General features: G+C 40.5%; 30 protein-coding genes. 7 read left to right on the top strand and 23 right to left on the bottom strand.

Translation table 11 applies throughout. The features are described 5' to 3' along the window. Positions 1 to 396 precede the first annotated feature (396 nt). Positions 397 to 696: a YbaB/EbfC family nucleoid-associated protein gene (locus AXF18_RS07610; RefSeq protein WP_057489059.1), complete on the top strand. Its 300-nt coding sequence runs from the start codon at positions 397 to 399 to the stop codon at positions 694 to 696. A gap of 40 nt (positions 697 to 736) precedes the next feature. On the opposite strand, the gene AXF18_RS07605 is transcribed toward AXF18_RS07610, so the two are convergent. From AXF18_RS07605 to glmU, 7 genes are all read right to left on the bottom strand, one after another. Then, positions 737 to 2,500, bottom strand: a complete 1,764-nt coding sequence (locus AXF18_RS07605; protein ID WP_049501491.1) for a glycerophosphoryl diester phosphodiesterase membrane domain-containing protein — start codon at positions 2,498 to 2,500, stop codon at positions 737 to 739. 8 nt (positions 2,501 to 2,508) lie between these two features. Next, positions 2,509 to 3,102 carry a 3'-5' exonuclease gene (locus AXF18_RS07600; RefSeq protein WP_065371750.1) on the bottom strand — a complete coding sequence of 198 codons (594 nt, stop codon included), beginning with the start codon at positions 3,100 to 3,102 and terminating at the stop codon, positions 2,509 to 2,511. Positions 3,103 to 3,183: 81 nt separating this feature from the next. Then, entirely contained in the window at positions 3,184 to 3,678 is a 495-nt protein-coding gene (rocS, locus tag AXF18_RS07595; RefSeq protein ID WP_000021253.1) for a chromosome segregation protein RocS, read from the bottom strand. A 76-nt stretch (positions 3,679 to 3,754) separates the two neighbouring features. Then, positions 3,755 to 4,447, bottom strand: coding sequence for a 5'-methylthioadenosine/adenosylhomocysteine nucleosidase (locus AXF18_RS07590; protein WP_065371749.1), 693 nt, complete (start codon positions 4,445 to 4,447; stop codon positions 3,755 to 3,757). 15 nt (positions 4,448 to 4,462) lie between these two features. Next, complete coding sequence (gene macP / locus AXF18_RS07585) at positions 4,463 to 4,774, bottom strand: cell wall synthase accessory phosphoprotein MacP (protein WP_000517872.1); 312 nt, start codon at positions 4,772 to 4,774, stop codon at positions 4,463 to 4,465. 11 nt (positions 4,775 to 4,785) lie between these two features. Next, positions 4,786 to 5,331, bottom strand: a complete 546-nt coding sequence (locus AXF18_RS07580) for an NUDIX hydrolase (protein WP_061587106.1) — start codon at positions 5,329 to 5,331, stop codon at positions 4,786 to 4,788. Between the two features lie 9 nt (positions 5,332 to 5,340). Continuing rightward, complete coding sequence (glmU, locus tag AXF18_RS07575) at positions 5,341 to 6,720, bottom strand: bifunctional UDP-N-acetylglucosamine diphosphorylase/glucosamine-1-phosphate N-acetyltransferase GlmU (protein ID WP_061587107.1); 1,380 nt, start codon at positions 6,718 to 6,720, stop codon at positions 5,341 to 5,343. Between the two features lie 155 nt (positions 6,721 to 6,875). Here glmU and AXF18_RS07570 point away from each other — a divergent pair, with 155 nt between their 5' ends. From AXF18_RS07570 to lysS, 5 genes are all read left to right on the top strand, one after another. Then, on the top strand, positions 6,876 to 7,676 hold the full coding sequence (locus AXF18_RS07570) for a glycoside hydrolase family 25 protein (RefSeq protein ID WP_061421084.1): 801 nt from the start codon (positions 6,876 to 6,878) through the stop codon (positions 7,674 to 7,676). Positions 7,677 to 7,782: 106 nt separating this feature from the next. After that, positions 7,783 to 8,625 (top strand): DUF368 domain-containing protein, encoded by an 843-nt coding sequence (locus AXF18_RS07565; RefSeq protein ID WP_065371748.1) that lies wholly within the window; start codon positions 7,783 to 7,785, stop codon positions 8,623 to 8,625. Continuing rightward, positions 8,625 to 9,107, top strand: a complete 483-nt coding sequence (locus AXF18_RS07560) for an aminoacyl-tRNA deacylase (RefSeq protein ID WP_001085904.1) — start codon at positions 8,625 to 8,627, stop codon at positions 9,105 to 9,107. Before AXF18_RS07565 ends, AXF18_RS07560 begins: the two co-directional genes overlap by 1 nt. Beyond that, on the top strand, positions 9,107 to 9,730 hold the full coding sequence (locus tag AXF18_RS07555) for a histidine phosphatase family protein (protein ID WP_000780822.1): 624 nt from the start codon (positions 9,107 to 9,109) through the stop codon (positions 9,728 to 9,730). Before AXF18_RS07560 ends, AXF18_RS07555 begins: the two co-directional genes overlap by 1 nt. A 138-nt stretch (positions 9,731 to 9,868) precedes the next feature. Continuing rightward, complete coding sequence (lysS, locus tag AXF18_RS07550; protein WP_065371747.1) at positions 9,869 to 11,359, top strand: lysine--tRNA ligase; 1,491 nt, start codon at positions 9,869 to 9,871, stop codon at positions 11,357 to 11,359. 74 nt (positions 11,360 to 11,433) lie between these two features. Here the strand turns inward: lysS and AXF18_RS07545 are convergent, their stop codons facing one another. From AXF18_RS07545 to AXF18_RS07525, 5 genes are all read right to left on the bottom strand, one after another. Next, a complete protein-coding gene (locus AXF18_RS07545; protein ID WP_065371746.1) occupies positions 11,434 to 12,273 on the bottom strand; it encodes an amino acid ABC transporter substrate-binding protein in 840 nt (279 codons plus the stop codon). Positions 12,274 to 12,288: 15 nt separating this feature from the next. Beyond that, positions 12,289 to 12,918 carry an amino acid ABC transporter ATP-binding protein gene (locus tag AXF18_RS07540; RefSeq protein WP_000891744.1) on the bottom strand — a complete coding sequence of 210 codons (630 nt, stop codon included), beginning with the start codon at positions 12,916 to 12,918 and terminating at the stop codon, positions 12,289 to 12,291. Positions 12,919 to 12,928: 10 nt separating this feature from the next. Beyond that, positions 12,929 to 13,570, bottom strand: a complete 642-nt coding sequence (locus AXF18_RS07535) for an amino acid ABC transporter permease (protein WP_000121154.1) — start codon at positions 13,568 to 13,570, stop codon at positions 12,929 to 12,931. 137 nt (positions 13,571 to 13,707) lie between these two features. After that, a complete protein-coding gene (locus tag AXF18_RS07530; RefSeq protein ID WP_001065984.1) occupies positions 13,708 to 14,937 on the bottom strand; it encodes a tetratricopeptide repeat protein in 1,230 nt (409 codons plus the stop codon). After that, positions 14,927 to 16,093: an AI-2E family transporter gene (locus AXF18_RS07525; protein ID WP_000400297.1), complete on the bottom strand. Its 1,167-nt coding sequence runs from the start codon at positions 16,091 to 16,093 to the stop codon at positions 14,927 to 14,929. The genes AXF18_RS07530 and AXF18_RS07525 overlap by 11 nt, the downstream gene beginning before the upstream one ends. A gap of 144 nt (positions 16,094 to 16,237) precedes the next feature. Between AXF18_RS07525 and AXF18_RS07520 the strand changes: the two genes are divergently transcribed. Next, positions 16,238 to 17,251: a lactonase family protein gene (locus tag AXF18_RS07520; protein ID WP_065371745.1), complete on the top strand. Its 1,014-nt coding sequence runs from the start codon at positions 16,238 to 16,240 to the stop codon at positions 17,249 to 17,251. Positions 17,252 to 17,283: 32 nt separating this feature from the next. Here the strand turns inward: AXF18_RS07520 and AXF18_RS07515 are convergent, their stop codons facing one another. From AXF18_RS07515 to AXF18_RS07470, 11 genes are all read right to left on the bottom strand, one after another. Then, the gene (locus AXF18_RS07515) at positions 17,284 to 17,703 is read right to left on the bottom strand and encodes a F0F1 ATP synthase subunit epsilon (RefSeq protein ID WP_000940836.1); all 420 of its coding nucleotides are present in this window, start codon (positions 17,701 to 17,703) and stop codon (positions 17,284 to 17,286) included. Positions 17,704 to 17,713: 10 nt separating this feature from the next. Next, positions 17,714 to 19,120, bottom strand: a complete 1,407-nt coding sequence (atpD, locus tag AXF18_RS07510) for a F0F1 ATP synthase subunit beta (protein WP_000094372.1) — start codon at positions 19,118 to 19,120, stop codon at positions 17,714 to 17,716. A gap of 191 nt (positions 19,121 to 19,311) precedes the next feature. After that, a complete protein-coding gene (locus AXF18_RS07505) occupies positions 19,312 to 20,190 on the bottom strand; it encodes a F0F1 ATP synthase subunit gamma (protein WP_000301228.1) in 879 nt (292 codons plus the stop codon). A 15-nt stretch (positions 20,191 to 20,205) separates the two neighbouring features. After that, positions 20,206 to 21,711, bottom strand: a complete 1,506-nt coding sequence (gene atpA, locus AXF18_RS07500) for a F0F1 ATP synthase subunit alpha (protein ID WP_049500256.1) — start codon at positions 21,709 to 21,711, stop codon at positions 20,206 to 20,208. Positions 21,712 to 21,725: 14 nt separating this feature from the next. Beyond that, entirely contained in the window at positions 21,726 to 22,262 is a 537-nt protein-coding gene (locus tag AXF18_RS07495; protein WP_000359021.1) for a F0F1 ATP synthase subunit delta, read from the bottom strand. Next, positions 22,262 to 22,756, bottom strand: coding sequence for a F0F1 ATP synthase subunit B (gene atpF / locus AXF18_RS07490; protein WP_000366311.1), 495 nt, complete (start codon positions 22,754 to 22,756; stop codon positions 22,262 to 22,264). Before atpF ends, AXF18_RS07495 begins: the two co-directional genes overlap by 1 nt. 18 nt (positions 22,757 to 22,774) lie before the next feature. Then, a complete protein-coding gene (gene atpB / locus AXF18_RS07485; protein ID WP_000392937.1) occupies positions 22,775 to 23,491 on the bottom strand; it encodes a F0F1 ATP synthase subunit A in 717 nt (238 codons plus the stop codon). A gap of 32 nt (positions 23,492 to 23,523) precedes the next feature. Beyond that, positions 23,524 to 23,724, bottom strand: a complete 201-nt coding sequence (locus AXF18_RS07480; protein WP_001054551.1) for a F0F1 ATP synthase subunit C — start codon at positions 23,722 to 23,724, stop codon at positions 23,524 to 23,526. 231 nt (positions 23,725 to 23,955) lie between these two features. Beyond that, positions 23,956 to 24,267 (bottom strand): CHY zinc finger protein, encoded by a 312-nt coding sequence (locus tag AXF18_RS10035; RefSeq protein WP_080979095.1) that lies wholly within the window; start codon positions 24,265 to 24,267, stop codon positions 23,956 to 23,958. Between the two features lie 14 nt (positions 24,268 to 24,281). After that, positions 24,282 to 25,568: a U32 family peptidase gene (locus tag AXF18_RS07475; protein ID WP_000169095.1), complete on the bottom strand. Its 1,287-nt coding sequence runs from the start codon at positions 25,566 to 25,568 to the stop codon at positions 24,282 to 24,284. Positions 25,569 to 25,704: 136 nt separating this feature from the next. After that, positions 25,705 to 26,403: a GntR family transcriptional regulator gene (locus tag AXF18_RS07470; RefSeq protein WP_000936178.1), complete on the bottom strand. Its 699-nt coding sequence runs from the start codon at positions 26,401 to 26,403 to the stop codon at positions 25,705 to 25,707. Positions 26,404 to 26,446 lie beyond the last annotated feature (43 nt).

Here is a 26,446-nt window from a genome sequence, read left to right as displayed (position 1 = left end):
TTATATCACAATCTGCCTCCATCATGAAGAAAAGACAGTGAATCATTTAGTCTAATCAACACACCATTTAAGGTAAAAAGTGAACAATGTGTTACTAAATCCGGAAAGACCATAATAAATCAAGAAATAAAATTAGGTTATCCTCTATATTATCCATTCAACGTTCGGTTAATATAGAGTTCTTTAGAATATAATAGAAACCTTAAAGAAAGCTTAAATGAAATTATTTGTTTAGCAAAGAATACTAGGTGTGCATAGTAAATTTCTTAAAAGTTGTTTGAGAGACTCATTATAAAAGGTCATATATCTCATGAATTAAACAAATAATAGACTTTTGCTCCTAAAATTGATAAAATAAAAAGAAAAATAATAGAAAAAAGGGAACTGTAAACCGCCATGATGAACATGCAAAACATGATGCGCCAAGCACAAAAACTTCAAAAACAAATGGAACAAAGCCAAGCAGAACTCGCTGCCATGGAATTTGTTGGAAAATCTGCTCAAGAGCTTGTCCAAGCGACCTTAACTGGTGACAAAAAAGTTGTCAACATTGACTTCAACCCAGCAGTTGTAGATTCAGAAGATCTCGAAACACTTTCAGATATGACCGCGCAAGCAATTAACGCTGCTCTTGAGCAAATTGATGAAACGACTAAGAAGAAACTCGGTGCTTTCGCTGGAAAATTGCCTTTCTAATCCACAAAAAAAGAGAAACATCTGTTTCTCTTTTTTTTTCTTAGAAATCAAAGAATTCCATTGCTTTCTTTAAGAGTAATTCCGTATATTCCGGATCGTCTTGAGCCATTGTGACTTGTGACTGGACCATTTCAAGATCATCAGTAATCATGCCATCTGCACCGAGACGAACTGCTTTATCAAATGCCTCCGAACCATTTACGGTCCAAACATAGAGTCTCTGATCAGTTGTCCAGAGTTTATTGACAAAGTATTCGTCCAAAGTTGAGTACTCCATAGTGTAACCAGTTGCCTTGGTTCTTGGGAAGATACTGTTATAGGGAAGAATAAAGTAAACTGGAATTTCAGAATCATAAGTCAACACTTTATCAATCACATGGTAGTCTAGCGATTGCATCTGGTGTCCATATTTCTTGATAGTCGCTCCGTACTTTTCGAGGAAATGGTCCATCATTTGCGGACTATCTTTTTTACTGGTCTTAATCTCAATCAGCAATTTTTGGTTTAAAGCATTTGCACGCTCTAAATAGGCATCAAAGCTTGAAATCTTTGTTTGATAACCATTCTCGTAAATATCTGTATTTGTTAATTCATCCAGAGTCAAATCTTGCGGTGTAGCATTAATACCTGTTAAATTTTTGAGGTTAGCATCGTGCATCATCACGAACTGACCGTCTTTCGTTTCCTGCACATCCATTTCGATGAGATCTGGTTTTAGTTGAGCTGTTTTTTCTAAAGACTGCACAGTATTTTGAACACCGTTTTTATTACTTACTCCTCTGTGCGAAATCACTAAAGGTGTATTGGTATCTGGAGTTTCCAGATAAACGTAGCCTTCTATGGCAAAGATGATGCTTGCACACCCCATGACACCCCATCTCATCAGATGATCTTTCTTTCGCCTTGGCATAATCTCTAGTTCTTCTCCTGTCAGGAAGGAAACAAACTTCACTAGGAAATAAGTCAGGGTCATGTAATGGAAATTTTTAATCAAGACAAAATTAATCACACCGAGAATCAAGGATTCTTTTTGAGTTAAATTATCCATCACTGCTTGCGCAAAAAGCAAGGGAATTAACAAACCAAAGAAGAAGAGATAGGTTTTAATAATAATGAGTAAGAGATGCCAAGAGAAGAAAAGGACATTTTTCTTTGTCTTTTGGAGACTATATTTCACACTTTCTCTTATTGTCTTTCTTTCAAAGAGAATCTTAGGCAGGGCAAACATAAATCGGACAGAGATGTAGAGAAAGATCCAAGCGGATGCTATGATCATCAGACCTACCAGCCAATGCTTACCTTCCCAATAATTCACAATAAAATCAGGGATAATAATCTTGTTGAGGTAGTAGATTTTTAAAATCTTACGGATGAACGGGAAAAGCAAAGCAATGTAAAAAAAGACAAAGGCCATCTTACAAAAGCTCAATCGCTTAACGAATAGAAAGCTCTGGTGAAATACTTTTCTACTGTACTCAATTAAAGTTCTCTTTTCATGATAGAGAAGGTGACGAGCCCCTATAAACAAAAGACAAATCTGGAAATAGGCAACCAGGAGATTGATTGCAATTAAGATGAGAAAGGCTAAACTGATAAAAGGCGAGCCTTGTATAATCGCCCAAAAGTTATTGTAGGAGATAAACAAATAACCGGTTTGTCTCAGAAGGATGCCAGCAATCCATGAATTTAATGGTAGCCAGACAAACTCAACCATCATAAATATCAAGAAAAATAGAAATAAAATCTTATCTAGGTTATAGTATATCTTCCTAAAACCTAGCTTTTTAGGTTTTTCAGGTTTCATAAGCACTCCTAGTCTATAAATTGGGATAAATCTAAGCCACCAAAAGGATTATTCATAGAAAAACTACTCTGGTCTTCTATTAATAGCTTTCCTTCATCTGATTCCAAAAAAGCTTCGTAAACACGCGCCGTCATGCGGGCATCCTCTAAACTGTTATGAAACTTCCCGTGAAAGCCTAAAAAATTCGCTACAGTTTGTAATTTAAGATTGGCTATGCCGTGTAAATCAGAACTACGGCGTTCAAAAGCCTCATCATATAGGTCGACCTTATACTGGTCACGATAATCAATGCCATGCTCCAAGAGAATAGGCAAATCACTCTTAGCTGCATTGTAACCAACAATAGGTAAGTCGCCAACAAATGCCTGAAAGTCCTTTAAAACTTGTTCTACCTTTGGCGCATCTTTCAAGGTTTCAGCTGTGATTCCAGTCAAACCATTGATAAAACTCTTCAATGGGGCTGTAGTATGAACATAAGAATCAAAAGCAGCACATTCTTGTCCATCTTGAAAGCGGACTGCCGATACTTGAATTAAATGGGTAAGCCCCTCGTGTTGATTGAATTCCAAATCAAAGGCGATATAATCTCTTATTTTTTCCATTATTTACCTCAATTACTACCCAAAATAAACTATAAATAATAAAAGAAGCCATTAGGTTAGTGAGTAACCCAAACAGCTTCTTTATTTTCCTCCAAAAAGGCGAGTAAAAAAGCCTTTTTTGGTTGCTTGGACTTCTTCTTTTGCTTGGTCCAACTCGAGTTTCAAGGTTTCTTGATCCTTCATCGCTTGAAGAGTTAACTGTTGCTGTTGGTCCAACTGTTTGTCCTTTTCAGCAATCTGTCGGTCTTTGATACGCATCTGTTCATCTTTTTCTGATAACTGGCGGTCTTTTGCCTTGAGCTGCTCGTACAAACGAAGAATTTCAGCATTTTTCTCATCGACCAAGATTTCCATCAGTTCACGTTGTTTAACATCATCACTGACTGGTTCATCTTCAAAAATCGTTTTTTTATAGATTTCTTCTAGCTTGATCAAGCCACTTCGAGTAACTACAGTTACACCTTTGTCATTTTTTTTCGTGTCCTCTTCTGGAAGTTCTTTGACACGATTGTTGATTGCTTGACGAGATAGTCCTAAAACCTCTGCAATCTCACTGACGGTCATTTCAATACTCATAATATCCTCTGAAACGTTTTCTAGCTTTTCTTTATTTAAATCTTATCATAAGCTAGATAAACTGTCAAATTTCCGCTTAATCTAAGGCTTTTAAAAAGGCTAGTAAGACTTGGGCAGAACGACGTCCAGCTTCGATAATAAATTCATCAAAAGAGATAGAGGCTTCGTGATTGGCATTGTCACTCATGGCACGAATGACTAGGAAAGGTAGACCAAGAGCCTGAGCCGCTTGTGCAATGGCTGCCCCTTCCATTTCAACTGCTAAAACATCCGGAAAGTGGGTTTTGATACTAGCAATTTTATCATCTCCAGCTATAAAACTGTCTCCTGTAGCAATCAAGCCTAGGTGCCATGTCTGTTCTAACTGAGATAAGTTTTCTTTAATCCTAGCGATAAATTCCTTATCTGATTCAAAGTAAAGAGGTTGTTGCGCCATTTGGCCATAAGCATAGCCAAAAGCAGTCACATCCACATCATGATAAGCCAACTTATCCGCAATCACTACATCTCCAACAGCAATCCCTTCAGCAAGAGCACCTGCAGATCCTGTATTGATGATGGCTTCTACTTGGAAATGGTCAGCTAGAATAGCTACACTCATAGCCGACATGACCTTTCCAATCCCACTCTGAACTAGAACGACTTCAGTATTGCCAACAGAGCCTGTGTAGTATGTATTTCCTAAGACTTGGACTTCTTGAGGTTTATCCAAATTCTGAGTCAAATATACGAGTTCTTCTGGCATGGCAGCAATGATTCCAATTTTCATTTCAAGTCCTTTCAATTACAAGAGTTTCATCGCTAAAATTAACAAAATCAAAAGTAGGATAACTGCAAACAAGATGCGATTGAGTTTCGAATTAAAAACATTTCTCTTGGTATTCTCAATGCGGCGACTCTTATGAATCGTTGGCTCTACTTCGATTGTTAAGGTATCTTGACTAAATCCGTGGTCTCTAGAACGTGAATAACCAAAATGTTGTGAAGACGTTGGTAGGATTTTTGTTTCCTCATCATCTTGAAGAGGTGGTCCTGAGATTTTCTCACCACGATTGGCACGTTCAATCATTTCGTCTGTTAATAAAGGTTTTCCCATGGGTTTCTCCTCTATTTCTTTTGTAGTTCCCAGTACTGGATCGCCATAATGGTCTTGGCATCACAGATATGACCTGACTGGATCAGGTTCTTGGCCTCCTCTAGACTCACTTCTAGAACTTCCAAGGTTTCATCATCGTCTTGCGGACGAGGATTATCTACCTTAGTCAAATCACTTGCAAGGTAGAGTTTCAATTTTTCGTTGCAAAAACCAATTGCAGAATAGAAATCGTATAAGAGTTCTAACTTAGCTGTGTAGGCAACTTCTTCTTCCAATTCACGAAGGGCCGCCGCCATTGGATCAGCATTTTCACCAAGTTCTAGTTTACCAGCAGGAATCTCATAAGAAACCGCCTCGATAGCTTTTCGGTATTGCTTAACGAGAACGATTTTGTCTTCAGCTGTCACAGCTAGTACACAAACAGCTCCATTATGAAAAATTAAGTCACGTTGGGCAGTACCCTTTCCTTCTGGTAGTTCCACCTGGTCTTGTACTAGTTTGAAAATAGGACCTTGATAGATTTCCTTCCTACTAATCGTTTTTTCTTCAAATTCCATGACAAACTCCTACTGGTTCTTAGGATGATGAGGTAAGCGTGTTGCGTACTCATCTTTGTTAACTTGTCGTCCACGGCCGATAGCAATGGCATCTGCAGGAACATTCTTGGTAATGGTTGAACCCGCTCCAACCAGAGAATTATCCCCAAGTTCTACAGGAGCAATAATAGTTGAGTTTGAGCCAACAAAGACATTATTGCCAATGACAGTTTTGTATTTATTTTTGCCATCGTAGTTGACTGTAATAGTTCCTGCACCGAAATTAACGTTGCTACCCACTTCACAGTTTCCAATATAAGTCAAATGACCCGCCTTGGTATTTTCACCGATTGAAGATCCTTTTACTTCAACAAAATTTCCAATGTGAACTTGAGCAGCCAGACTTGAACCTGGACGAATATGGGCATAAGGACCAACAGTCACGCCGTCTGCTACCAAACTTTCCTCAATCATAGAGTTGGTAATCACAGCTCCAGATCCAATGGTGCTATCTACAATATAAGTTCCATTTGTTAAAATAGTCTCCGCACCAATCTTCGTTTGACCTTTCAAGGTAACGTTGGCTTCGATTTGAACTTCAGGAGCAATCTCAACATCAATGTCGATGTAAGTTGCTTCTGGATTGACAAAACTAACACCATTAACCATGTGCTTTTGATTGATACGGCGACGCATCACTGCTTCCGCAGTCGCAAGAGCTACACGATCATTTACCCCAAGACTTTCATCAAAATCCTTGAGAGTATAGGCGCCAACCTTCTCACCCGCATTACGGAAAATACCAATCACATCAGTAATATAGTACTCACCTTGGGCATTGTTGGTGTTGATGTTTTTAAGGGCTTCAAAAAGACGCTCATTGTCAAATACATAAGTTCCTGTATTGATTTCCTTAATTTGCTTTTCAAAGTCTGTGGCATCTTTCTGCTCAACAATACGAAGAACTTCAGCATTATCGTTACGGACGATACGACCGTATCCGAAAGGATTTGCCGCTTCAGCTGTTAAAATCGTCGCAACATTTTTGTGATTGATATGGAAATCCAAGAGGTTTTTCAAGCTTTCACCTGTAATCAGAGGAGTATCTCCAGCGATAACCAATGTGTGGCCTGTACGATTTTGGAGAATAGGCTCTGCCATCATGACAGCATGCCCAGTTCCTAGTTGTTCTGATTGGGTAACAAAGTCTGTCTGACCGGCTAATACTTGCTCAACTAGCTCTGCCTTGTGACCAACTACAGTAACTGTTTTTTCAGGTTGAATAGCACCAACACTACGAAAAACATGCTCCAACATCGAAATTCCAGCTACTTTGTGAAGTACCTTTGGAAGATCTGATTTCATGCGAGTACCTTTACCCGCTGCTAAAATAATGGCATAATTTGACATAATCTTCTCTTTTCTCTAGAAATTCCCTTATATTATACCATAATTTAGTTTCTTAGGAGTAAACAAACAGAGAAATAGGGAAAAGACGCTCATATATTCACTTTTTCCGATGTTTTCTTTGATTTTTTTATCTATTTACGTTAAACTATTTAAATATGAGAAAAAAGATTCATCCAGCTATTATTTTTACTTTATTTACTATATTTATAGCTATTTTGATCCTCAATAGACCAACTTATGAAGACCATCCTATCAAGTCAAAACCCAATGCAGTCCAGGTTGAAAATCAGGCCTTGCATAATCTTGACAAACCTATTATTGATGTCTCTGGTTGGCAAAGACCTGAGGAAATCAACTACGATACCTTATCTCAAAATATTTCTGGTGTTATTGTTCGTGTCCACAATGGGGGTCAGCATACTGAAACAAATAATGCCGCCTATGCCAATGGTGTCGATAAAGCCTATATAAATCATATTTCAGAATTTCAAAAGCGCAATGTTCCAGTTGCTGTTTATGCCTATCTAGCAGGTACTAGTAAGGAAAAAATGGAAAAAGCTGCTGAGGTTTTCTACAACGCTGCTTCTCCATATAACCCTAGTTACTACTGGCTTGATGTTGAAGAAAAAACAATGTCTGATATGAACGAAGGTGTTGAAGCTTTTAGAGCTAAACTAGAAGCACTTGGCGCTAAAAATATCGGTATTTACATCGGTGTTTATTTCATGCAAGAGCATAGTATCAATACAGATAAGTTCTCTGCTGTCTGGATTCCATCTTATGGAACGAATTCAGGTTACTTTGAAACCACGCCTAATACTGATTTAGACTATGACCTCCATCAGTATACTTCAAAAGGAAGAATTGCTGGATTTGAGCATCATTTAGATATTAATCTCATTTCTACCTTGAAGGAAAAAGAAGAAACCTTCAGAAAACTATTTTTAAGACCATAAGACAAGTGAAAATCGCTCTCTTTTTCACTTGTCTTTTCATTTTCTTCTCGTCTGTGTTATAATTGATAGAATAGAGAAAGAATTTTATGAAATTGAGGATTTTATGATGTTTTCATGGATTGCAAGAGTTATTAAGGGAATCGTCATCGCCTTAGGATTTATCCTACCTGGAATTTCTGGTGGTGTTTTAGCAGCTATTTTGGGGATTTATGAGCGAATGATTAGCTTTCTGGCTCATCCCTTTAAGGATTTTAAAGAGAATGTCCTATACTTTATCCCAGTAGCAATCGGGATGTTGCTAGGCATTGGTTTGTTTTCTTATCCAATCGAGTATCTGCTAGAAAATTATCAAGTCTATGTTTTGTGGAGCTTTGCTGGAGCTATCATCGGTACAGTTCCAAGTCTCCTTAAAGAATCTACTCGAGAATCTGATCGCGATAAGATTGACCTATTCTGGTTTTGGACCACCTTTATCCTTTCAGGAGTCGGGCTCTACGCGCTAAACTTTGTTGTTGGTTCACTCAGTGCCAGTTTCGCTAGTTTCATCTTAGCGGGAGCTCTGTTGGCACTTGGTATCTTGGTACCTGGTTTAAGTCCGTCAAATCTACTCTTGATTTTGGGACTGTATGCTCCAATGTTAACTGGCTTTAAGACCTTTGATTTATTTGGTACCTTCCTTCCTATCGGGATTGGTGCAGGAGCAACCCTCATCGTTTTTTCAAAATTAATGGACCACGCCTTGAACAACTACCACTCGCGTGTGTATCACTTTATCATTGGAATTGTGCTATCAAGCACCCTCTTGATTTTGATTCCAAATGCTGGAAGTGCTGAAAGTATCCAATACACTGGACTTTCTATCGTGAGTTATGTTCTCATCGCCTTCTTCTTTGCACTTGGCATTTGGCTTGGTATCTGGATGAGTCAATTGGAGGATAAGTATAAATAATGGCAAAGAAAGTTAAGATTAAAAAAACCTTGGTCGAACAAATCTTGACCAAGGCGGGTATTGACCATTCTGGTATTCAAATCAATGCGCTTGAGGGTGAACTTCCTTCGGAATATGATCGAACTCATATCTTTAAAACCTTGGCTCTATTAGGAGACAAAACGGGACCAATCATCGGAATCGTTCCCATAACAGAACACCTCGCTGAGAAAAAACTAGCAAAGGTTTCTGGTAATAAAAAAGTCAGCATGATTCCACAAAAAGACCTAGAAAAAACGACAGGCTATATTCATGGGGCTAATAACCCCGTCGGCATTCGCCAAAAACACAATTATCCTATTTTTATTGATCAGACTGCTTTGGATTTAGACCAAATGATTGTCTCTGCTGGAGAAGTCGGGCACAGTATCATTATTCGACCTCGAGACTTAGCCAACTTTGTAAAAGCAGATTTTGCTGATCTCTTGGAGGAAAACAACTGATGAAACTCTATTTTGTCCGCCATGGTCGGACTGTCTGGAATCTTGAAGGACGTTTTCAAGGTGCTAGCGGTGACTCTCCCCTTCTTCCAGAGTCCATTGACACACTAAAACAACTGGGTCAACATCTCAAGGAAATTCATTTTGATACGATTTATTCTAGTGACTTACCCAGAGCAGTTAAGTCTGCTGAAATTATCCAAAGTCAACTCCAATCCCCTTGTCCTTTGAAGAGCATTCCTGACCTACGTGAATGGCAACTTGGCAAACTAGAGGGATTAAAAATTGCTACGCTCAATGCCATCTACCCTCAACAAATCAAGGCCTTTCGCTCTAATCTGGCTCAGTTTGATACGAGGATGTTTGAAGCCGAATCTCTCTACTCTACGACTCAGCGAACCATTCAGTTTATCAAATCTCTGAAAGAAAGTCCGGCTGAAAACATTCTGATCGTTGGTCATGGGGCAAATCTCACTGCTAGCCTGCGTACACTCTTAGGCTATAAAGAGGCTCACCTTCGCAAAGATGGAGGCTTGGCAAATGCTAGTCTGACAGTTTTAGAGACCAATGATTTTGAATCCTTCACTCTGGAAAGATGGAATGACACTTCCTATCAAGAAAAATAATCGAACTTGATCTTAATAGTCAAGTTCTTTTTAGTTTTCAAAGAATATCCGTGAATTTCTCTGCTATTTATGATAAAATGGGAGTATCGCAAAAAATGACTCATCGTATCAAATTTTGAGTAAAATTAGGAGGAACCCATGTCTACAGAACATATGGAAGAACTAAATGACCAGCAGATCGTTCGCCGTGAAAAAATGGCTGCGCTCCGTGAACAAGGAATCGATCCCTTCGGAAAACGTTTTGAACGTACTGCTAACTCTCAAGAACTAAAAGACAAATTTGCAGAACTTGATAAAGAACAATTACATGAACTAAATGAAACTGCTACTATCGCTGGACGCTTAGTAACTAAACGTGGTAAAGGGAAAGTTGGCTTTGCCCATCTCCAAGACCGTGAAGGTCAAATCCAAATCTACGTTCGTAAAGATGAAGTCGGTGAAGAAAACTACGAAATCTTCAAAAAGGCTGACCTCGGTGACTTCCTTGGTGTCGAAGGTGAAGTCATGCGTACAGATATGGGAGAACTTTCTATCAAGGCAACTCACATCACACACTTGTCTAAAGCACTTCGCCCGCTTCCTGAGAAATTCCACGGTTTGACTGACGTTGAAACAATTTATCGTAAACGTTACCTTGACTTGATTTCTAACCGTGAAAGCTTTGAACGCTTTGTCACTCGTTCAAAAATCATCTCTGAAATCCGTCGTTATCTAGACCAAAAAGGTTTCCTTGAAGTGGAAACACCTGTTCTTCACAATGAAGCTGGTGGTGCTGCTGCTCGTCCATTTATCACTCACCACAATGCCCAAAACATTGACATGGTGCTTCGTATCGCGACTGAGCTTCACTTGAAACGCCTTATCGTTGGTGGTATGGAGCGTGTCTATGAAATTGGCCGTATCTTCCGTAACGAAGGAATGGATGCTACTCACAACCCTGAGTTCACTTCTATCGAGGTTTACCAAGCTTATGCAGACTTCCAAGATATCATGGATTTGACCGAAGGCATTGTCCAACACGCTGCTAAAGCAGTTAAGGGCGATGGTCCAGTAAACTATCAAGGAACTGAAATCAAAATCAACGAACCATTCAAACGCGTTCACATGGTGGATGCCATCAAAGAAATTACTGGTGTAGACTTCTGGCAAGACATGACTTTCGAAGAAGCTAAAGCTATCGCTGCTGAGAAGAAAGTTCCAGTTGAGAAACATTACACTGAAGTTGGTCACATTATCAACGCCTTCTTTGAAGAGTTCGTTGAAGAAACCTTGATTCAACCAACCTTTGTCTACGGTCATCCAGTAGCTGTCTCTCCACTCGCTAAGAAGAACCCTGAAGACGAACGCTTTACTGACCGCTTTGAGCTTTTCATTATGACCAAGGAATACGGTAACGCCTTTACTGAGTTGAACGACCCAATCGACCAGCTTAGCCGTTTCGAAGCTCAAGCCAAAGCTAAAGAACTTGGTGATGATGAAGCAACAGGTATCGATTACGACTACATCGAGGCTCTTGAATACGGTATGCCACCAACAGGTGGTTTGGGTATCGGTATCGACCGTCTCTGCATGCTCCTCACTGATACAACTACTATCCGTGATGTATTGCTCTTCCCAACAATGAAATAAGCTCTTATCCTCTGGTACTTTCCAGAGGATTTTTCAATGCAAAAAGAGACTGAGAAAAAACTCAATCTCTTTTCTTATTCTTGATTTTTAACTTGACTGGTGGCTACATCTTCCCCAAACCACTTCTGGCTGATTTCCTGGAATTTTCCTTCTTGGTATAGTGAGATAAAGGCTTGATTCAGAGCATCTAGCAAAGTTTTATCAGCAGGTCTAACACCCACTGCAAAAGCTTCACTTTCAAATCCAGCAGAAAAGACATTGTAGTCATTTAATATTCCTTCAGACTGGAGATAATAATTGGCATATACCCGGTCAATCACAAGGGCATCAATCCGATCATTCTTCAAATCAATTAAGGCTTCATTAAAACTTTGGTATTGATTGGCCTTCTGATCTTTTACTCGATTCTTGAGTAGTTCGGGTTGTCCTTCAAAATTCAAATAGCCAGAAGATCCAGCCTGAGCCCCTAAAACTTTGTCAGCCATATCCTGAACTGAGTGGATATTTTGAGACTTTTTGGATACCAAAACTTGTTGATTTTCCATGTAAGGAATGGTAAAAGCAACCTTCTCTTTCCGTTCATCTGTAGCTGTATAGCCATTCCAGATGGCATCAATGGTACCATTTTGTAGTTCGGTTTCTTTCATATCCCAGTCGATGGGTTGAAATTTAATCTGAATTCCTAGTTTTTCAGAGACAGCTTGGGCTAGGTCAATATCAAAACCTGCATACTGGCCATTCTTTTCCTCAAATCCCATGGGAACAAAGGTATTGTCAAAGCCAATGGTAATGCTACCCTGTTTTTGATATTTGGCCCAATTATCCTGACTTGGATCACTTGCCTTCTGAGTACAAGCTGTCAGGAAGAAGCTAAAGAACAGAGCAAGTACAAGGGCAATTTTCTTTCTCTTCATAGGCACCTCCTAGTCCTACTTTGGATCGACCTTAAGGATCTGATCAGCAATGTTTTCCGCAAACTGAAGATCGTGGGTCACAACAATCTGAGTCATCCCACGCTCTTTATTTTGAAGGATAAGTTTTTCCACTTCTAATCGCAATTCTGGGTCTAAGGCTGATGTAGGCTCATCATATCCAATAATTTCTGGGTTTATCATCATAGCACGCGCTAAGGCCACCCGTTGTTTTTGCCCACCTGAAAGTGAGAATGGAAAGGCATCTGCATGCCCTGCTAACCCAAGTTGTTCTAACAAACCACGCGCCTTCTTCTCAGCAACTTCCTTCTCCATGCTCATTGTTTTTATAGGCGACAGAGTTAAGTTATCTAGAACTGACAAATGCGGAAAGAGTTGAAAATCTTGGAAAACAAATCCCAGAAGATTGCGCTTTTCTAGTTCGTCTATAGCTAGCGATTCGCCGTTATAGTAGATTTCCCCCGAATCGATGGTTTCCAGTCCAGCTAGCATACGTAATAGGGTTGTCTTTCCGCCTCCTGATGGACCTACGATTGCAAGGATTTGCTTTTCAGGAATTGATAGGCTGAAATTGGTTAAGATTTGTTTGCCACCAAAGGCCTTGTTAATGTTTCGTAATTCTAACATAGCAATCCTCCTATCTGTAATAACTGTACTTCTTCTCAAGTTTTTTCGCTACAATGGTTACAAGACCAATCATAATCAAATAAATCGCTCCAGCTAAAAACATAGGAACAAGACTGGCATCTCGATTGGCTGCTGTCCGACTTGCCAAAATCAAATCTGAAATCCCAAGGGCATAAACCAATGAAGTATCCTTGACCAAACTCATAATTTCATTAAAGACGCTCGGTAAGACAATCTTTGTAACCTGAGGCAAAATAATATAGCGCACTGTGTCAAATGGTCTAAACTTCAAGACCTTAGCAGCCTCGTACTGCCCCTTTGGAATGGTTTCAATCCCTCCACGAAAAATTTCAGCAAAGTAGGCAGCATAGTTCAATACAAAAGCGATCACAGCAGCAGGCAAACGATCTAAACGTATCCCAATGCTAGGGAGAACATAGTAAATAAAGATTAATTGCAAGAGCAAGGGAGTCCCTCGCATCACCCAAATATAAAGGTCAATGAGATAATGGAGGGGTTTCCAGCGAACTTGCAAAGCAAAGGCAACGACAATACCTAAAGGAATTGAAAATATCAAGACCAGAGCAAAGACTTGAAGTGTCATACTTGCACCGTTCAATAAACTTGGTAATATCTCAAACATATAAGACATACTGCACCTCCTAAAAATTATTGTTCCTATTATAGCATAAATAAACAATTTAGCAAGGGTTTTTGTAAAAAAATTCTATTATTCCAAAAAAACGTATCTGCCTAATTGACGGATACGTTCTTTTAGAAAGATAACTTTTAAAGTGTCTCTATGAGTTCTTGCATTTGAACATCATCTGGAACGAGTTTTAAATAAGCTTCAGCTTGCACTTTGGCTTCTTCAAAATATCCCAATTCACGTAGGAGATAAGTATACTGCTCCAGAAATTCAGGATTATCCTTGAGGTCAGACGATAGTTGTTGATAGAGTTCATAGGCCCTATCTAAATCCTCAATTTTCTGATAAGAACGGGCAATCATCCACTTGGTCAGGAGGTTTTCAGGTTCTTGACTTTGGAGACCGATAATGTCCTCAAACCGTTCTTGTTCCATATAAATGGTTGCAAGGCGAAGGAAAATTTCTTCTGTATCCTCTGCATCTCCTTTGGCAGTAAGGAGAAACTGCTCTGCACTACTAGGATCATGCAATTCATACGAAAACTGTGAAGCAGCAAGCAAGAGCCGAGTTTCAAATGGATTTTTCTCCAAACCTTGTTTAGCGATACGAAGTGCATCTTCCACCTGATGTTCCTTATGCAAAGCTTGACTATAACCATATTCATATCCTTCAAAATCAGGTGAAATGGTATCAATCTGCTTAAAGTAAAGAACAGATTTTTGATACTCTTCTTGGTCAAAGTAAAGACTAGCCAGTTCAAAGGCAGTTTGGTCATCGTATTCTAATTCTAAAGCTTTTTCTAAGAATTCAGTTGCAGCTTCAAACTTACCTAACTGGGCATAAGCGTAGCCAATTCGCTGATAGGTTGAGACACCCGTTTGCTCATAGATAGAGCGATTGTCTAATTGAGCATAGCCCTGAATCGCTTCCTGATAATTCCCTAGCTCGCTATCCAACTCAGCCAAACCGAAAACTAATAAGGCATCATCTGAGTAATTTAAGGCTTCCAGTAACTTTTCACGCGCTACATCTGTCAATCCTTCCAACTGATAGAGGTCAGCCTTCAAGGCCAAAGCCGACACGTACCAGTCACTTTCGGGTGTGATTTCCTCAAGGTAAGCAAAGGCTTCCTCAACATTGCCATCCTCGCTAGCAATGCTGGCTAAGTTCAGATTCACTTCTGGAAATTCTGAAACGATATGTTGGTAAATTTCTTTCGCTTGAGGATAAAAGCCAATTCCCTCTAGATAGCTTGCTAGTTCATAGAGAACCTCACTTGAATCTGTTTCGAGGGCTTTGTGAAAAAACTGATTCGCTTTGGTTAAATCCTGTTCATCCAAAGCCTGGAGCATGCGTTGACTATTGTTCACTCTTGATTTCCTCCCCTTCTTCTTCATACAGACCGCTGACTTTTTTATACCAGTTAAAGATAGCTGAGATAACGACCTTGGCAGAAGCATAGACAGGAATTCCCAGCAAGACTCCCCAAATACCAAACATGGATCCTGAAGTTAGGAGAACAAAGAGGACATTTATCGGATGGATGTTTAGCTGACTACCTAAAATAAGTGGAGAAACGAAGCGACCTTCAATCGTTTGTTCAACAATAAAGACAATAATCACTTTCAAAAGCATGACAGGCCCCGCTATTAAGCCCAAAACCAGAGCAGGCAACATCGCTAGAAAACTACCCAAGTAAGGTACTAGATTGAGGATACCAGCCGTAATACCAAGAGTCACAGCATATCTGAGACCAATAATCTTAAAGAAGATAATAAACATAATTGCCACGATAATAGCAACTGTAACCTGCCCTCTAACATAGTTTGACAACTGTTTATTAACATCTGACAAAACTTGTCCGACAGGTTCTTTTAACTTGTTTGGGATGAATTTAGTCAGGTAATCTCGCAAGCCTTTCCCATCTCTCAAAAGATAAAAGAGCATGAAGGGTACGATAATAACCGCAACAATGACCTGGGAAACGCTACTGATAAAGGCGCTAACCCAGTTAACAGCTTGAGAAGAGATTTTGCTGGCCCACATGGTCGCCTCACTAGAAACATTGGAAAGAACCTGCTCCAACTGTGGTCTAAAATCATCTGGCAAGCGTTTGGTTACAAGGTCATTGATCACCTTATCAGCATCTTCCAGGTATGTCGGCACATTCTTCGCAAAATTTAAGACTTGACGTTGCAGATTAGGAATTGCGACTGCCAATCCCCAAATGATAAAGAGTCCGATAATGACAAAAACAATACTAATGGCAAGAACACGATTGATCTTGTGCTTCTCCATCCAGTCCACAATCGGATTGAGGAGGTAATAAAGTAAACCAGATAAAATAACTGGCAACATGACAACCCCTAAAAAGTCCAATACCGGTAAAAAGATAAAACTAATCTTACTTAGAATATAAATATTTAGCCCCAGTAACAAGGTTACTAAAAATACAGTGATGGCTTTATTATCTAAAAACCACTTAAAAAACCAAGATAGGCTAAAATGTTTCTCTTTATGTTCCATAAATACATCCTTTCTGTCATTCTCTCATTATACCATTTTTAGACTAAAATAACTCTTTTTTAAAGTGCTTACATGAATGAATCTAGTGCTTCATGACCGCCATTTTGTGGTATAATGAACTTATCATTATTAAGAGGTATGGACATGAAAGAAACTGTTTATTTTGGAACTTACACTCGTCGCTTATCTAAAGGGATTTACAAGGCAGATTTTGATACAGAAACAGGCCAGCTTGAAAATCTTGAACTCTTTGCTGCTGAACCAAGTCCAACCTACCTTGCCTTTGACCAACAGCAACACTTATACACTGTAGGGAGCCAGGATGGCTTAGGTGGAATCGCTGCTTACAAGACAGATGGCGCTTTGCTAAATCATGTGGTTGAAGAAGGCGCTCCTCACTGCTACGTTGCAGTGGATGAAAAGCGTGGTCTCGTTTATGGGGCCAACTATCATAAGGGTCAAGTTCTGGTTTATAAACGTCAAACGGATGGTAGCCTCATCCAAACAGATCTAGATCAGCATAGTGGACAAGGTCCTCATGAAAACCAAACTTCCCCACATGTACACTTTACGGATCTAACACCCGACCAGTACCTTGTCACATGTGATCTAGGAACAGATGAAGTAACTACCTATGATGTTAGTCCAGAAGGAAAACTAAGTAAACTCTACACATATCACAGCCAAGCTGGAGCAGGTGCTCGCCACATCGTTTTCCACCACCACTATAAGATTGCCTATCTCATCTGCGAACTTAATAGCACGATAGAGGTTTTGATTTATGATGGGGTTGGTGAATTTGAACGCATGCAAGTTATTTCAACCTTACCAGATGGATACGAAGGCTTTAATGCTACTGCTGCCATTCGTCTTTCAAAAGATGGCAAATACCTCTATGCATCCAACCGAGGTCATGATTCCATTGCAGTCTATACAATCCTCGCTGATGGTAGCTTGGAATTATTAGAGATTGTACCAAGTCATGGTAAAAATCCACGTGATTTCGACCTAACTCCTGATCAAGAGTTTCTCATTGCTGTTCATCAAGATTCTGATAACGCAACCGTCTTTAAGCGCAATCCTAAAAGTGGTCGTCTTGCAGAGCTTTCTAACGACTTCCATGTCCCTGAAGGAGTCTGCATCAACTTCCCACATTAAAAAAAATGAACTTGAGTTTCAAGTTCATTTTTTTATAGTCTATTTCCGACATTGATACGGTTGATAGCACGTTGCAATGCGATTTTTGCACGACGTTCTTGGTCAATCAAATGCTTGTCATGAGCTTCTTCGATTTCTCGTTCAGCTCGAAGTTTCGCACGTTCTGCCCGACTGATATCAATATCACGAGCACGCTCTGCTGAGTCTGCTACAATAGTAATGATATCATTAGCAATCTCGATAATTCCTCCGTTCACTGCAATCCAGTTCACATGAGTATCATCATCGATACGTTTCACCTTCACTTCATCAACCGCTAAAACCGCAATCATATTTTCATGTCGTGGCAAGATCCCCATCTCACCATCCAGAGTTCGTACCGATACAAAGCTGGCATGGTGATCATAGACGAGGCCATCTGGTGTCACGATCTGGACAGTTAAATGAGCCATAGATCACCTCTTAAAATCCCATTTTTTCTGCCTTAGCAATGACGTCTTCGATTGAACCGACACCACGGAAGGCATCTTCTGGTAGCTGGTCATGTTTTCCTTCAAGAATTTCCTTAAAGCCACGAACTGTTTCCGCTACTGGTACATAAGAACCAGGTTGACCAGTAAATTGTTCTGCAACGTTAAAGTTTTGAGACAAGAAGAACTGGATACGACGGGCACGTGCAACCAAGGTTTTTTCTTCATCAGAAAGTTCATCCATACCAAGGATAGCAATGATATCTTGCAATTCATGGTAACGTTGAAGGACACGTTTGACTTCCGCAGCAACTGCATAGTGCTCCTCACCAACAATCTCAGGTGCCAAGGCACGAGAGCTTGAAGCCAACGGATCAACGGCTGGGTAGATACCCAACTGTACCAACTTACGTTCCAAGTTTGTTGTTGAATCCAAGTGAGCGAAGGCTGTTGCTGGCGCCGGGTCAGTATAGTCATCCGCAGGCACATAGATGGCTTGGATAGAGGTTACAGAACCCTTCTTAGTTGACGTGATACGCTCTTGCAATTGACCCATTTCAGTAGCAAGTGTTGGCTGGTAACCAACGGCTGAAGGCATACGACCCAAAAGGGCAGATACTTCTGAACCAGCTTGAGTGAAACGGAAGATATTGTCGATAAAGAGAAGCACATCTTGGCCTTCTACATCACGGAAGTATTCGGCAATTGTCAAACCAGTAAGGGCAACACGCATACGTGCTCCAGGTGGTTCATTCATCTGACCAAATACCATGGCTGTTTTCTCGATAACGCCTGATTCTTTCATTTCCCAGTAAAGGTCGTTCCCCTCACGAGTACGTTCCCCAACACCGGTAAATACTGAAATACCACCGTGTTCTTGGGCAATGTTGTGAATCAATTCTTGGATCAAAACTGTTTTACCAACTCCGGCACCACCGAAGAGTCCAACTTTCCCACCTTTAAGGTAAGGGGCAAGAAGGTCGATAACCTTGATCCCTGTTTCCAAGATTTCAGATGAGGTAGACAATTCATCAAAAGTTGGAGCTTTCTTATGAATTGGCTGACGCTCAGCGTCTTCAGCGAAAGGAGCATCCAAGTCAATGGTATCTCCCAAAACGTTGAAGACACGTCCCAAAGTTTCTTTACCTACTGGCACGGAGATTGGACGGCCTGTGTCCAAAACTTCCATTCCACGAGTCAAACCATCTGTTGATTCCATGGCGATCGTACGGACCATACCATCACCCAACTCCAAGGCTACTTCAAGGACGATTTTTGTTTTTCTTTCGTCATTTTTGTAGACGACAAGTGCATTATTAATCTCAGGAAGTGTTTCCCCTGCTGCAAACAAGACGTCTACAACGGGGCCGATAACCTGAGCAATTTTACCTGAACTCATCTCCTTCTCCTATTCTATATAAGATACTGTCGGTTCCTAGTTCAACTAGGTCCTAATACTCTTCGAAAATCAAATTCAAACCACGTCAGCGTCGCCTTGCCGTACTCAAGTACAGCCTGCGGCTAGCTTCCTAGTTTGCTCTTTGATTTTCATTGAGTATAAGTTCATTTTAATACGAGGGAGGCAAAGCCTTATTCTAAGGCACTAGCCCCCGCTACGATTTCTGTAATTTCTTGTGTAATCGCCGCCTGTCTAGCACGGTTATACTGGATTGTCAAATCATTGATGACCTTTTTGGCATTATCGGTCGCCGTTTGCATGGCTGTCATACCTGCAGCATTTTCAGCTGTCTTGGCATCGATAATAGCCCCGTAAATCATACTTTCAGCATACTGTGGCAACAACTGCTCTAGAATCTCATCACGGCTCGTTTCCAACTCAAAGGTTAAGCTATACTCTTCATCCGCTTCATTTGGATCCAAGTCAACAATCGGAAGCATTTGTTCCACACGCATTTGACTTGTGAGAGTATTGACATGATGGTTATAGCAGACGTACAATTCATCAAAAAGTTCGTTTTGGTACATCTCAATCGTTTTTGAAATAATTTTACGAACTTCATCAAAACTAGGTTGATCCGCCAAGCCACGTAGTTCATAGATTGGCTGAATACCACGAGCCTTAAAGAAATCAGCTCCCATACCACCAATACAGATTATCTCAAAATCTTTACCATCTGGATGGTATTCTTCTTTCAACTCCATAACGGCTTTAAGGATGGAAGCATTATAACCTCCAACCAAGCCACGGTCTGAAGTGATAACGATATAGCCTGTTTTCTTAACTGGGCGACTGATGAGCATCGGATTGGTTGAACCACCAGATCCGTTACCATGCAGAATATCCGTCAAAAGCTTACGGACCTTCTGAGCGTAAACTTGAAAGTTGCGCGCTGCTTCTTCAGAGCGACCTAACTTGGCAGCCGATACCATTTGCATGGCATTAGTGATTTGACTCGTATTTTTGGTTGAGGCGATTTTTGTTTTAATATCATTTAGAGATACTGCCATCTGACACCTCTATTCTTATTGGAAGCTGGATTGATTGAGAAACTCTGTAATCGCAGCATCCAAGACCGCTTCTTCTGGCAAGTCTTTTGTTTCACGAATGGTTTCCAAAATCTCTGGATAATGAGCATCAAAGAAAGTATGGAACTCTTCCTCAAAACGAACAATGTCATCTACAGGAATCGTATCCAAAAAACCATGTGTCAAAGCATAGAGAATGGTTACTTGTTTCTCAACAGGTAGTGGTTTATGGACAGGTTGTTTCAATACTTCCACAGTACGACGTCCACGGTTTAACTTAGCCTGTGTTGCTGCATCCAAGTCAGAACCAAACTTAGTGAAGGCTTCCAACTCACGGTATGAAGCAAGGTCGATACGAAGTGTACCAGCAACTTTCTTCATGGCTTTAATCTGTGCCGAACCACCTACACGGGATACAGATGAACCCGCATCAATGGCTGGACGAATACCCGCATTGAAGAGACCATCACCAAGGAAGATTTGTCCATCAGTGATAGAAATCACGTTGGTTGCGATATAGGCAGAGATATCTCCCGCTTGTGTCTCGATAAATGGTAGAGCTGTAATAGATCCACCACCAAGCTCATCAGAAACTTTAGCTGAGCGCTCAAGCAAACGGCTGTGAAGGTAGAAAACATCCCCTGGGAAGGCTTCACGACCTGGTGGACGACGAAGCAAGAGGGAAAGCTCACGATAAGCGACCGCTTGTTTTGAAAGATCATCGTAAACGATCAAAACATGCTTGCCTTGGTACATAAATTCTTCCGCCATAGCAACTCCGGCATAAGGAGCTAGGAAGAGCAATGGAGATGGTTGTGAAGCAGAGGCTGTCACAACGATTGTGTAGTCCAAGGCACCGTACTGACGAAGTGTTTCTACTTGCGTACGAACTGTTGATTCTTTTTGTCCAATCGCTACATAGATACATATCATATCTTGCCCTTTTTGGTTCAAGATGGTATCGATTGCAATGGTTGTTTTCCCTGTCTGACGGTCACCAATGATCAGCTCACGCTGACCACGACCAATCGGTACAAGGGCGTCAATAGCTTTCAAACCTGTTTGCAATGGTTCTGATACAGACTTACGCTCCATAACACCAGGAGCTGGTGCTTCTACTGGACGAGTCTTGTCAGTATGGATTTCTCCGAGACCATCAACGGGACGACCAAGTGGATCCACAACACGTCCAATCAAGTTATCACCGACAGGAACTTCCATGATTTTACCCGTGCGACGGATAGTGTCTCCTTCACGGATATCCGTGAAGTCACCGAGAATGATGATCCCAACGTCTGTTGATTCCAAGTTTTGCGCCATACCATAAGAGCCGTTTTCAAAAATCAAGAGCTCTCCACTCATGGCATTTTCAAGGCCGTGGGCACGCGCAATACCGTCCCCGATATAGGTTACAACACCAGTTTCAGTCACATCAAAAATGGGTTTGAAATTTTCAATTTGTTGCTTAATTAAAGCGCTGATTTCTTGTGCGTTAATTGCCAAAAGAACACCACTTTCTATTTCAAATTTTCTTTAACAACACGAAGTTGCTGTTTAATACTCACATCAATTGTCTTGTGATTGGCAAAAATGACAAAACCACCAATGAGACTTTCATCGATTTGTTCTTTGATAGTCCGAACTTTCAGAGACATTTTTTTCTCAATCAAAGGAAGCAATCGCGCCTTCTGGTCATCTGTTAATGGATGAGCGGAGGCAATCGTTACTTCAAATCGATTCGTTTCTTTTTCAAGTCGACTCAAACAATCTACAATTACTTCATAAAATAAATTTGCTCTGTGATTGTATAGCAGCACCTGAAAAAAGTTTTGCATTAATGGTGACACTGAGTCTTGGAAGAAACGAACGGTTTTTTCCTTATCCGACTCACCTACTGCCACTTGACCTAAAAAAGAAGGCAAGTCTGTTTCTTCTGCGACTTGCTTGATTTGAGCTAAGTCAGAAAAGATACGGTCTTCTTCTCCCTTTTCAATCACCAATTGGACAAAAGGCATGCTGTATTTTTCAATTACCTTTACTGTCTTTTTGTCCATTAAGCTTCTCCTAGCTGATCGATGTACTGATCAATGAGTTCTTTATGGGCTTGTCCGTCAAGGTTTTGTGAGATGATTTTACCAGCGAGACTAATCGTCAAATCTGCTACCTCACCCTTAACGCTTTGTAAAGCTTCCGCTTTATTTTGAGCAATTTCTTGGTTAGCTTTTTCTTTCAAGCGTCCTGCTTCCAGTTTCGCCTCAGCCAAGATGTCAGCTCTACTTTTCTCAGCTGTTTCCTTTGCATTCTCGATAATTGTCTTAGCTTCCGAACGGCTACCTGCCAACTCAGCTTCACGTTTGCTAGCGAGTTCTTCGGCCTTCTTACGGGCAGCTTCTGCTCCGTCAATATCTGAAGAAATTTTTTCAGCACGTTCATCTAAAATATTGGTAAGATTTCCCCAGGCATATTTTTTCACTAAAAAAATTAATAAAAGGAAGGAACCAGCGATAAGAATAAAGTCACCAATAATGGTACTAATAGTTAAATCCATCTTCTAATCCTCCTCTACTTACTCTTCCCCAGCATTTATCTTCTTACCAATGTACATCGATGACAACATGGTAAAGACATAGGCTTGAATACATGAAATGAAAATCGAAAAGGCTGTCCATAACATGTTTGCGATAAAGGCAAAAGGATACCAATACAAAGCATTTTGTGACAAGGCTAATAGCAATCCAGCTAAGACCTCACCGGCAAAAATATTTCCGTAGATCCGAATCGCCAAGGAAGCAAAATTGGTGAACTCTTCTAAAATGTTCATCGGAGTCATAAAGCCAGGTGTAACAAATGCTCTCAAATATTCTTTAACGCCTCTACGACGAACTCCTTCTACATGGGCGATCAAAGTGATCAAGAATGATAGGGATAAATCGTATCCAAGGTTGGCTGTTGGGGAAGTCCACAAGTTATAACCGTTTGTTGTTTGTACTTTTGCCATTAAGCCGATATTATTGGCAACCAAGATAAACAGAAATAGAGAAAACAGAAATAAGGAATAATCCTTGATGTATGATTCTCCAATGTTTGGTTTGGTAAAACCAATCACAAAGTCGTAAATCATCTCAAGAGCATTTTGTTTGCCCTTTGGACGGATGGTCATTTTACGACTTGCCCAGTAGACAAAGGCAAAAACCATCAAAACAGTTACAAGAGACATGGCAAGCAGGGTCAAATCAAAGGATATTGGTCCAATATTAACGGTTGGATTCAAACTTTCTTCCATGGTTTGACACCTCCATTTCTAAATAGAGTTGTCTATTTAATGACAAATGACATCGCCAAGGTTACAAAGAATGTTCCTTCGATAAAGGCAATCCCCATGATCATCAAACTACGCAATTGTGGGATGATGTCTGGTTGGCGTGCTGCAGACTTGAACAAACCGTTCATCAAAAATCCTTCTGCAAGGGATACACCCATACAGGCAAGACATAGACCGAAAAATGTTAAATTCATGATGAATTCTCCTTTTTATTTAAATTTACTTCCTTAGTTTAGTCCTAAAATTTGTTTTTGTCAACTTTTTACTAACATTGAAAGCGTTTAAGATAATTAATTTCTAATTTTACTATTTTTAGTACTATTATATGGAAAAGTTCTCTTTTTAAGGTGAGAAATTCCGTATTTTTTCTAATTTTTCTGAAACATAATGAAAGACCCAAGCTTAAAGCATGGATCTATTTTTGTCTATTTAAAATAAAATGAATGATGTAGTTTGCAACCTGGATTAAATGGAGCACTGCAGTACGGACAAGCCATCTGTTTTTGGTATTCTTGGAAAGTCATTGTCCTCTTACAAGCCCCACATAAAATCGGTCGATCCTCAGAAAGCGCCAAGGGATAGGGCGAAAACACATGCGTTTCTATAGCATTGTGGCACCGATAACAAGCATAATATTTTTTACACTCATAGCACTGAAGAGAAACGATGTCCTTTTCGCCATGATAATGAACACATCTGCCTTCATCATCAACTAACAAACCTTGTGCTTGATTCATTCACTTTTCCTTCTCTAGGCACGAACTGTAACGCTTGTCCCGTCTTCCTTATAGAGATTGATAAGACCTTCCTTGAGCGCGCGGACCATGTCCCCTGCTTGAACAGGTTGTGGAACCTTAATGGTCAAAAGTTCCATTGGATTTGGAGCACGGTCGATTTTATTGCCCTTGGCATCATGAAGGTCTTCGATATAAGTCTCAAAATGACGGAAACCTGGTCCATAAAACTCGACTTGATCGCCTTCGTTGATGACATTCCGTTGACGAATGGTTGCCGTTTGAGTCGCATCATCATACGCAACCACTTCAGCGACAAACTTGTACTCAGGAATCTTACGGCGAGCACCAAATAACTGCTCATTCTCAGACGGTGTACCATAGTAGAATCCAGTTGCCAATTCACGCTGGGCAACCTTCCACATCTCGTCCACCAAGTCCTGTTTGATGGCCTCAAACTTTTCAGGACTTTCGAGATAAGCATCCACAGCCGCCTTGTAGCAGTTTGTTACTGTTGAAACATAGTGAATAGACTTCATACGACCTTCGATCTTAAGACTGTCTACACCATTTTCAATCATATCTGGGATATGGTCAATCATAGACATATCTACGGCAGACATCGAAAATTCTTCTGGGATTTCACCTTTAAGGCTCTTACGTTCTTGGCCGAATGGCATGTCGTAGAGGTCGTATTTCCAACGGCAAGATTGAGAACAACCACCACGGTTAGCATCACGCATACTCATGTGGTTTGAAAGCGTACAACGACCTGAGTAAGAAATACACATGGCCCCATGGACAAATGCTTCAATCTCGACATCTGTACGTTTGCGAATCTCTGCCAATTCTTCCATTGAAACTTCACGAGCCAAAACCACACGAGTTAGACCAAGTTCTTTCCAGAACTCAAGAGTTTCATAGTTGGTCGCACTGGCTTGGGTTGAAAGGTGGATTTCAAGACCTGGTGCTTCTGTTGCTGCAATCATAATCAAGGCCGGATCTGACACGATAACTGCGGCAATCCCGATGTCGCGCAACTTACGGAACCATTCTCCAGCACCAGCTTCATTTCCTTCGTGCATAACCATGTTAGCAGCCACATAGACCTTTGCACCGTACTTAGCAGCAAACTGGACTCCTTCTTCCATCTGTTCAAAGGTGAAGTTTCCTGCACGGCTACGAAGACCATAGGCCTGTCCACCGATGAAGACTGCGTCCGCACCATATTGAACAGCTACTTTCAGCTTCTCTAAAGTCCCTGCAGGTGATAAAACCTCAGGACGTTTTAATGTTTTTGTCATTTTTTCTCCTATTTGCAATATAAAAGTTTGACGTTTTTCCTTCTCATTTTATAGTAAATAATAGATAAAATCAAGCCTAGACAGATTGTTTTGACAATTCTAATCTTTTCTAAAACAAAAAACTAGCCTTTCTAGACTAGTTATTTTCAAGATAAAATTCAAAGCGTTCACCAACGTATTGGCTCTTTACATACTCGAAAGCCGTCCCATCTTCAAGATAAGAGACCTGAGTCAAGGCTAAAATGGCATGCCCCTTTTCAACTTCTAGATAGTGAGCAATTTTTTCCTTAGCCAATCTCGCATAAATGGTCTGTTGGGATTTGCCAATCCGGTAGCCATGTTGCTGCAACGTTTGGAAGAAATGACTGGTGATTTCTTCTTTTTTGAAATCCTTAATAAATTTCTCAGGAATGGATGCGACTTCATAGACTAGCGGAACTTGGTCAGCGTAACGTACCCGTTCCATGCGAATAATATTCTCTGTCGGAGTAATCCCTAGCTTAGCGACCTCTTGCTCATTTGGAATGGTTCTTCTGTAAGAAATGAGTTGGCTAGAAGGGACTTTACCTTGAGATTTGACAATCTCCGTAAAACTGGTTGTACCCCGCATTTTTTCTTGGACACGAGTGCTAGAGACAAAAGTCCCACTTCCTACACGACGCTCCAAAACTCCTTCCTCAACCAAGAGAGAGATAGCTTGGCGTAATGTCATCCGGCTAACCTGAAACTGTTCAGCTAAATCTCGCTCACTTGGAAGTCTCTCACCAATTTTCCAATGATGCTCATCTATATCCTTTTTGATCTGATCGTGGATTTTCATATAAGCTGGTAACATGATTCTCACTTCTTTTCTTTATTTTCTCCATTGTACCGTATTT

The sequence above is a fragment of the Streptococcus sp. oral taxon 064 genome (genome assembly GCF_001683375.1).
GTDB classification, from domain to species: Bacteria; Bacillota; Bacilli; order Lactobacillales; family Streptococcaceae; genus Streptococcus; species Streptococcus oralis_S.
The sequence above is the reverse complement of the archived record's forward strand: the minus strand, read 5'-3'. Positions and strand labels throughout refer to the sequence as shown.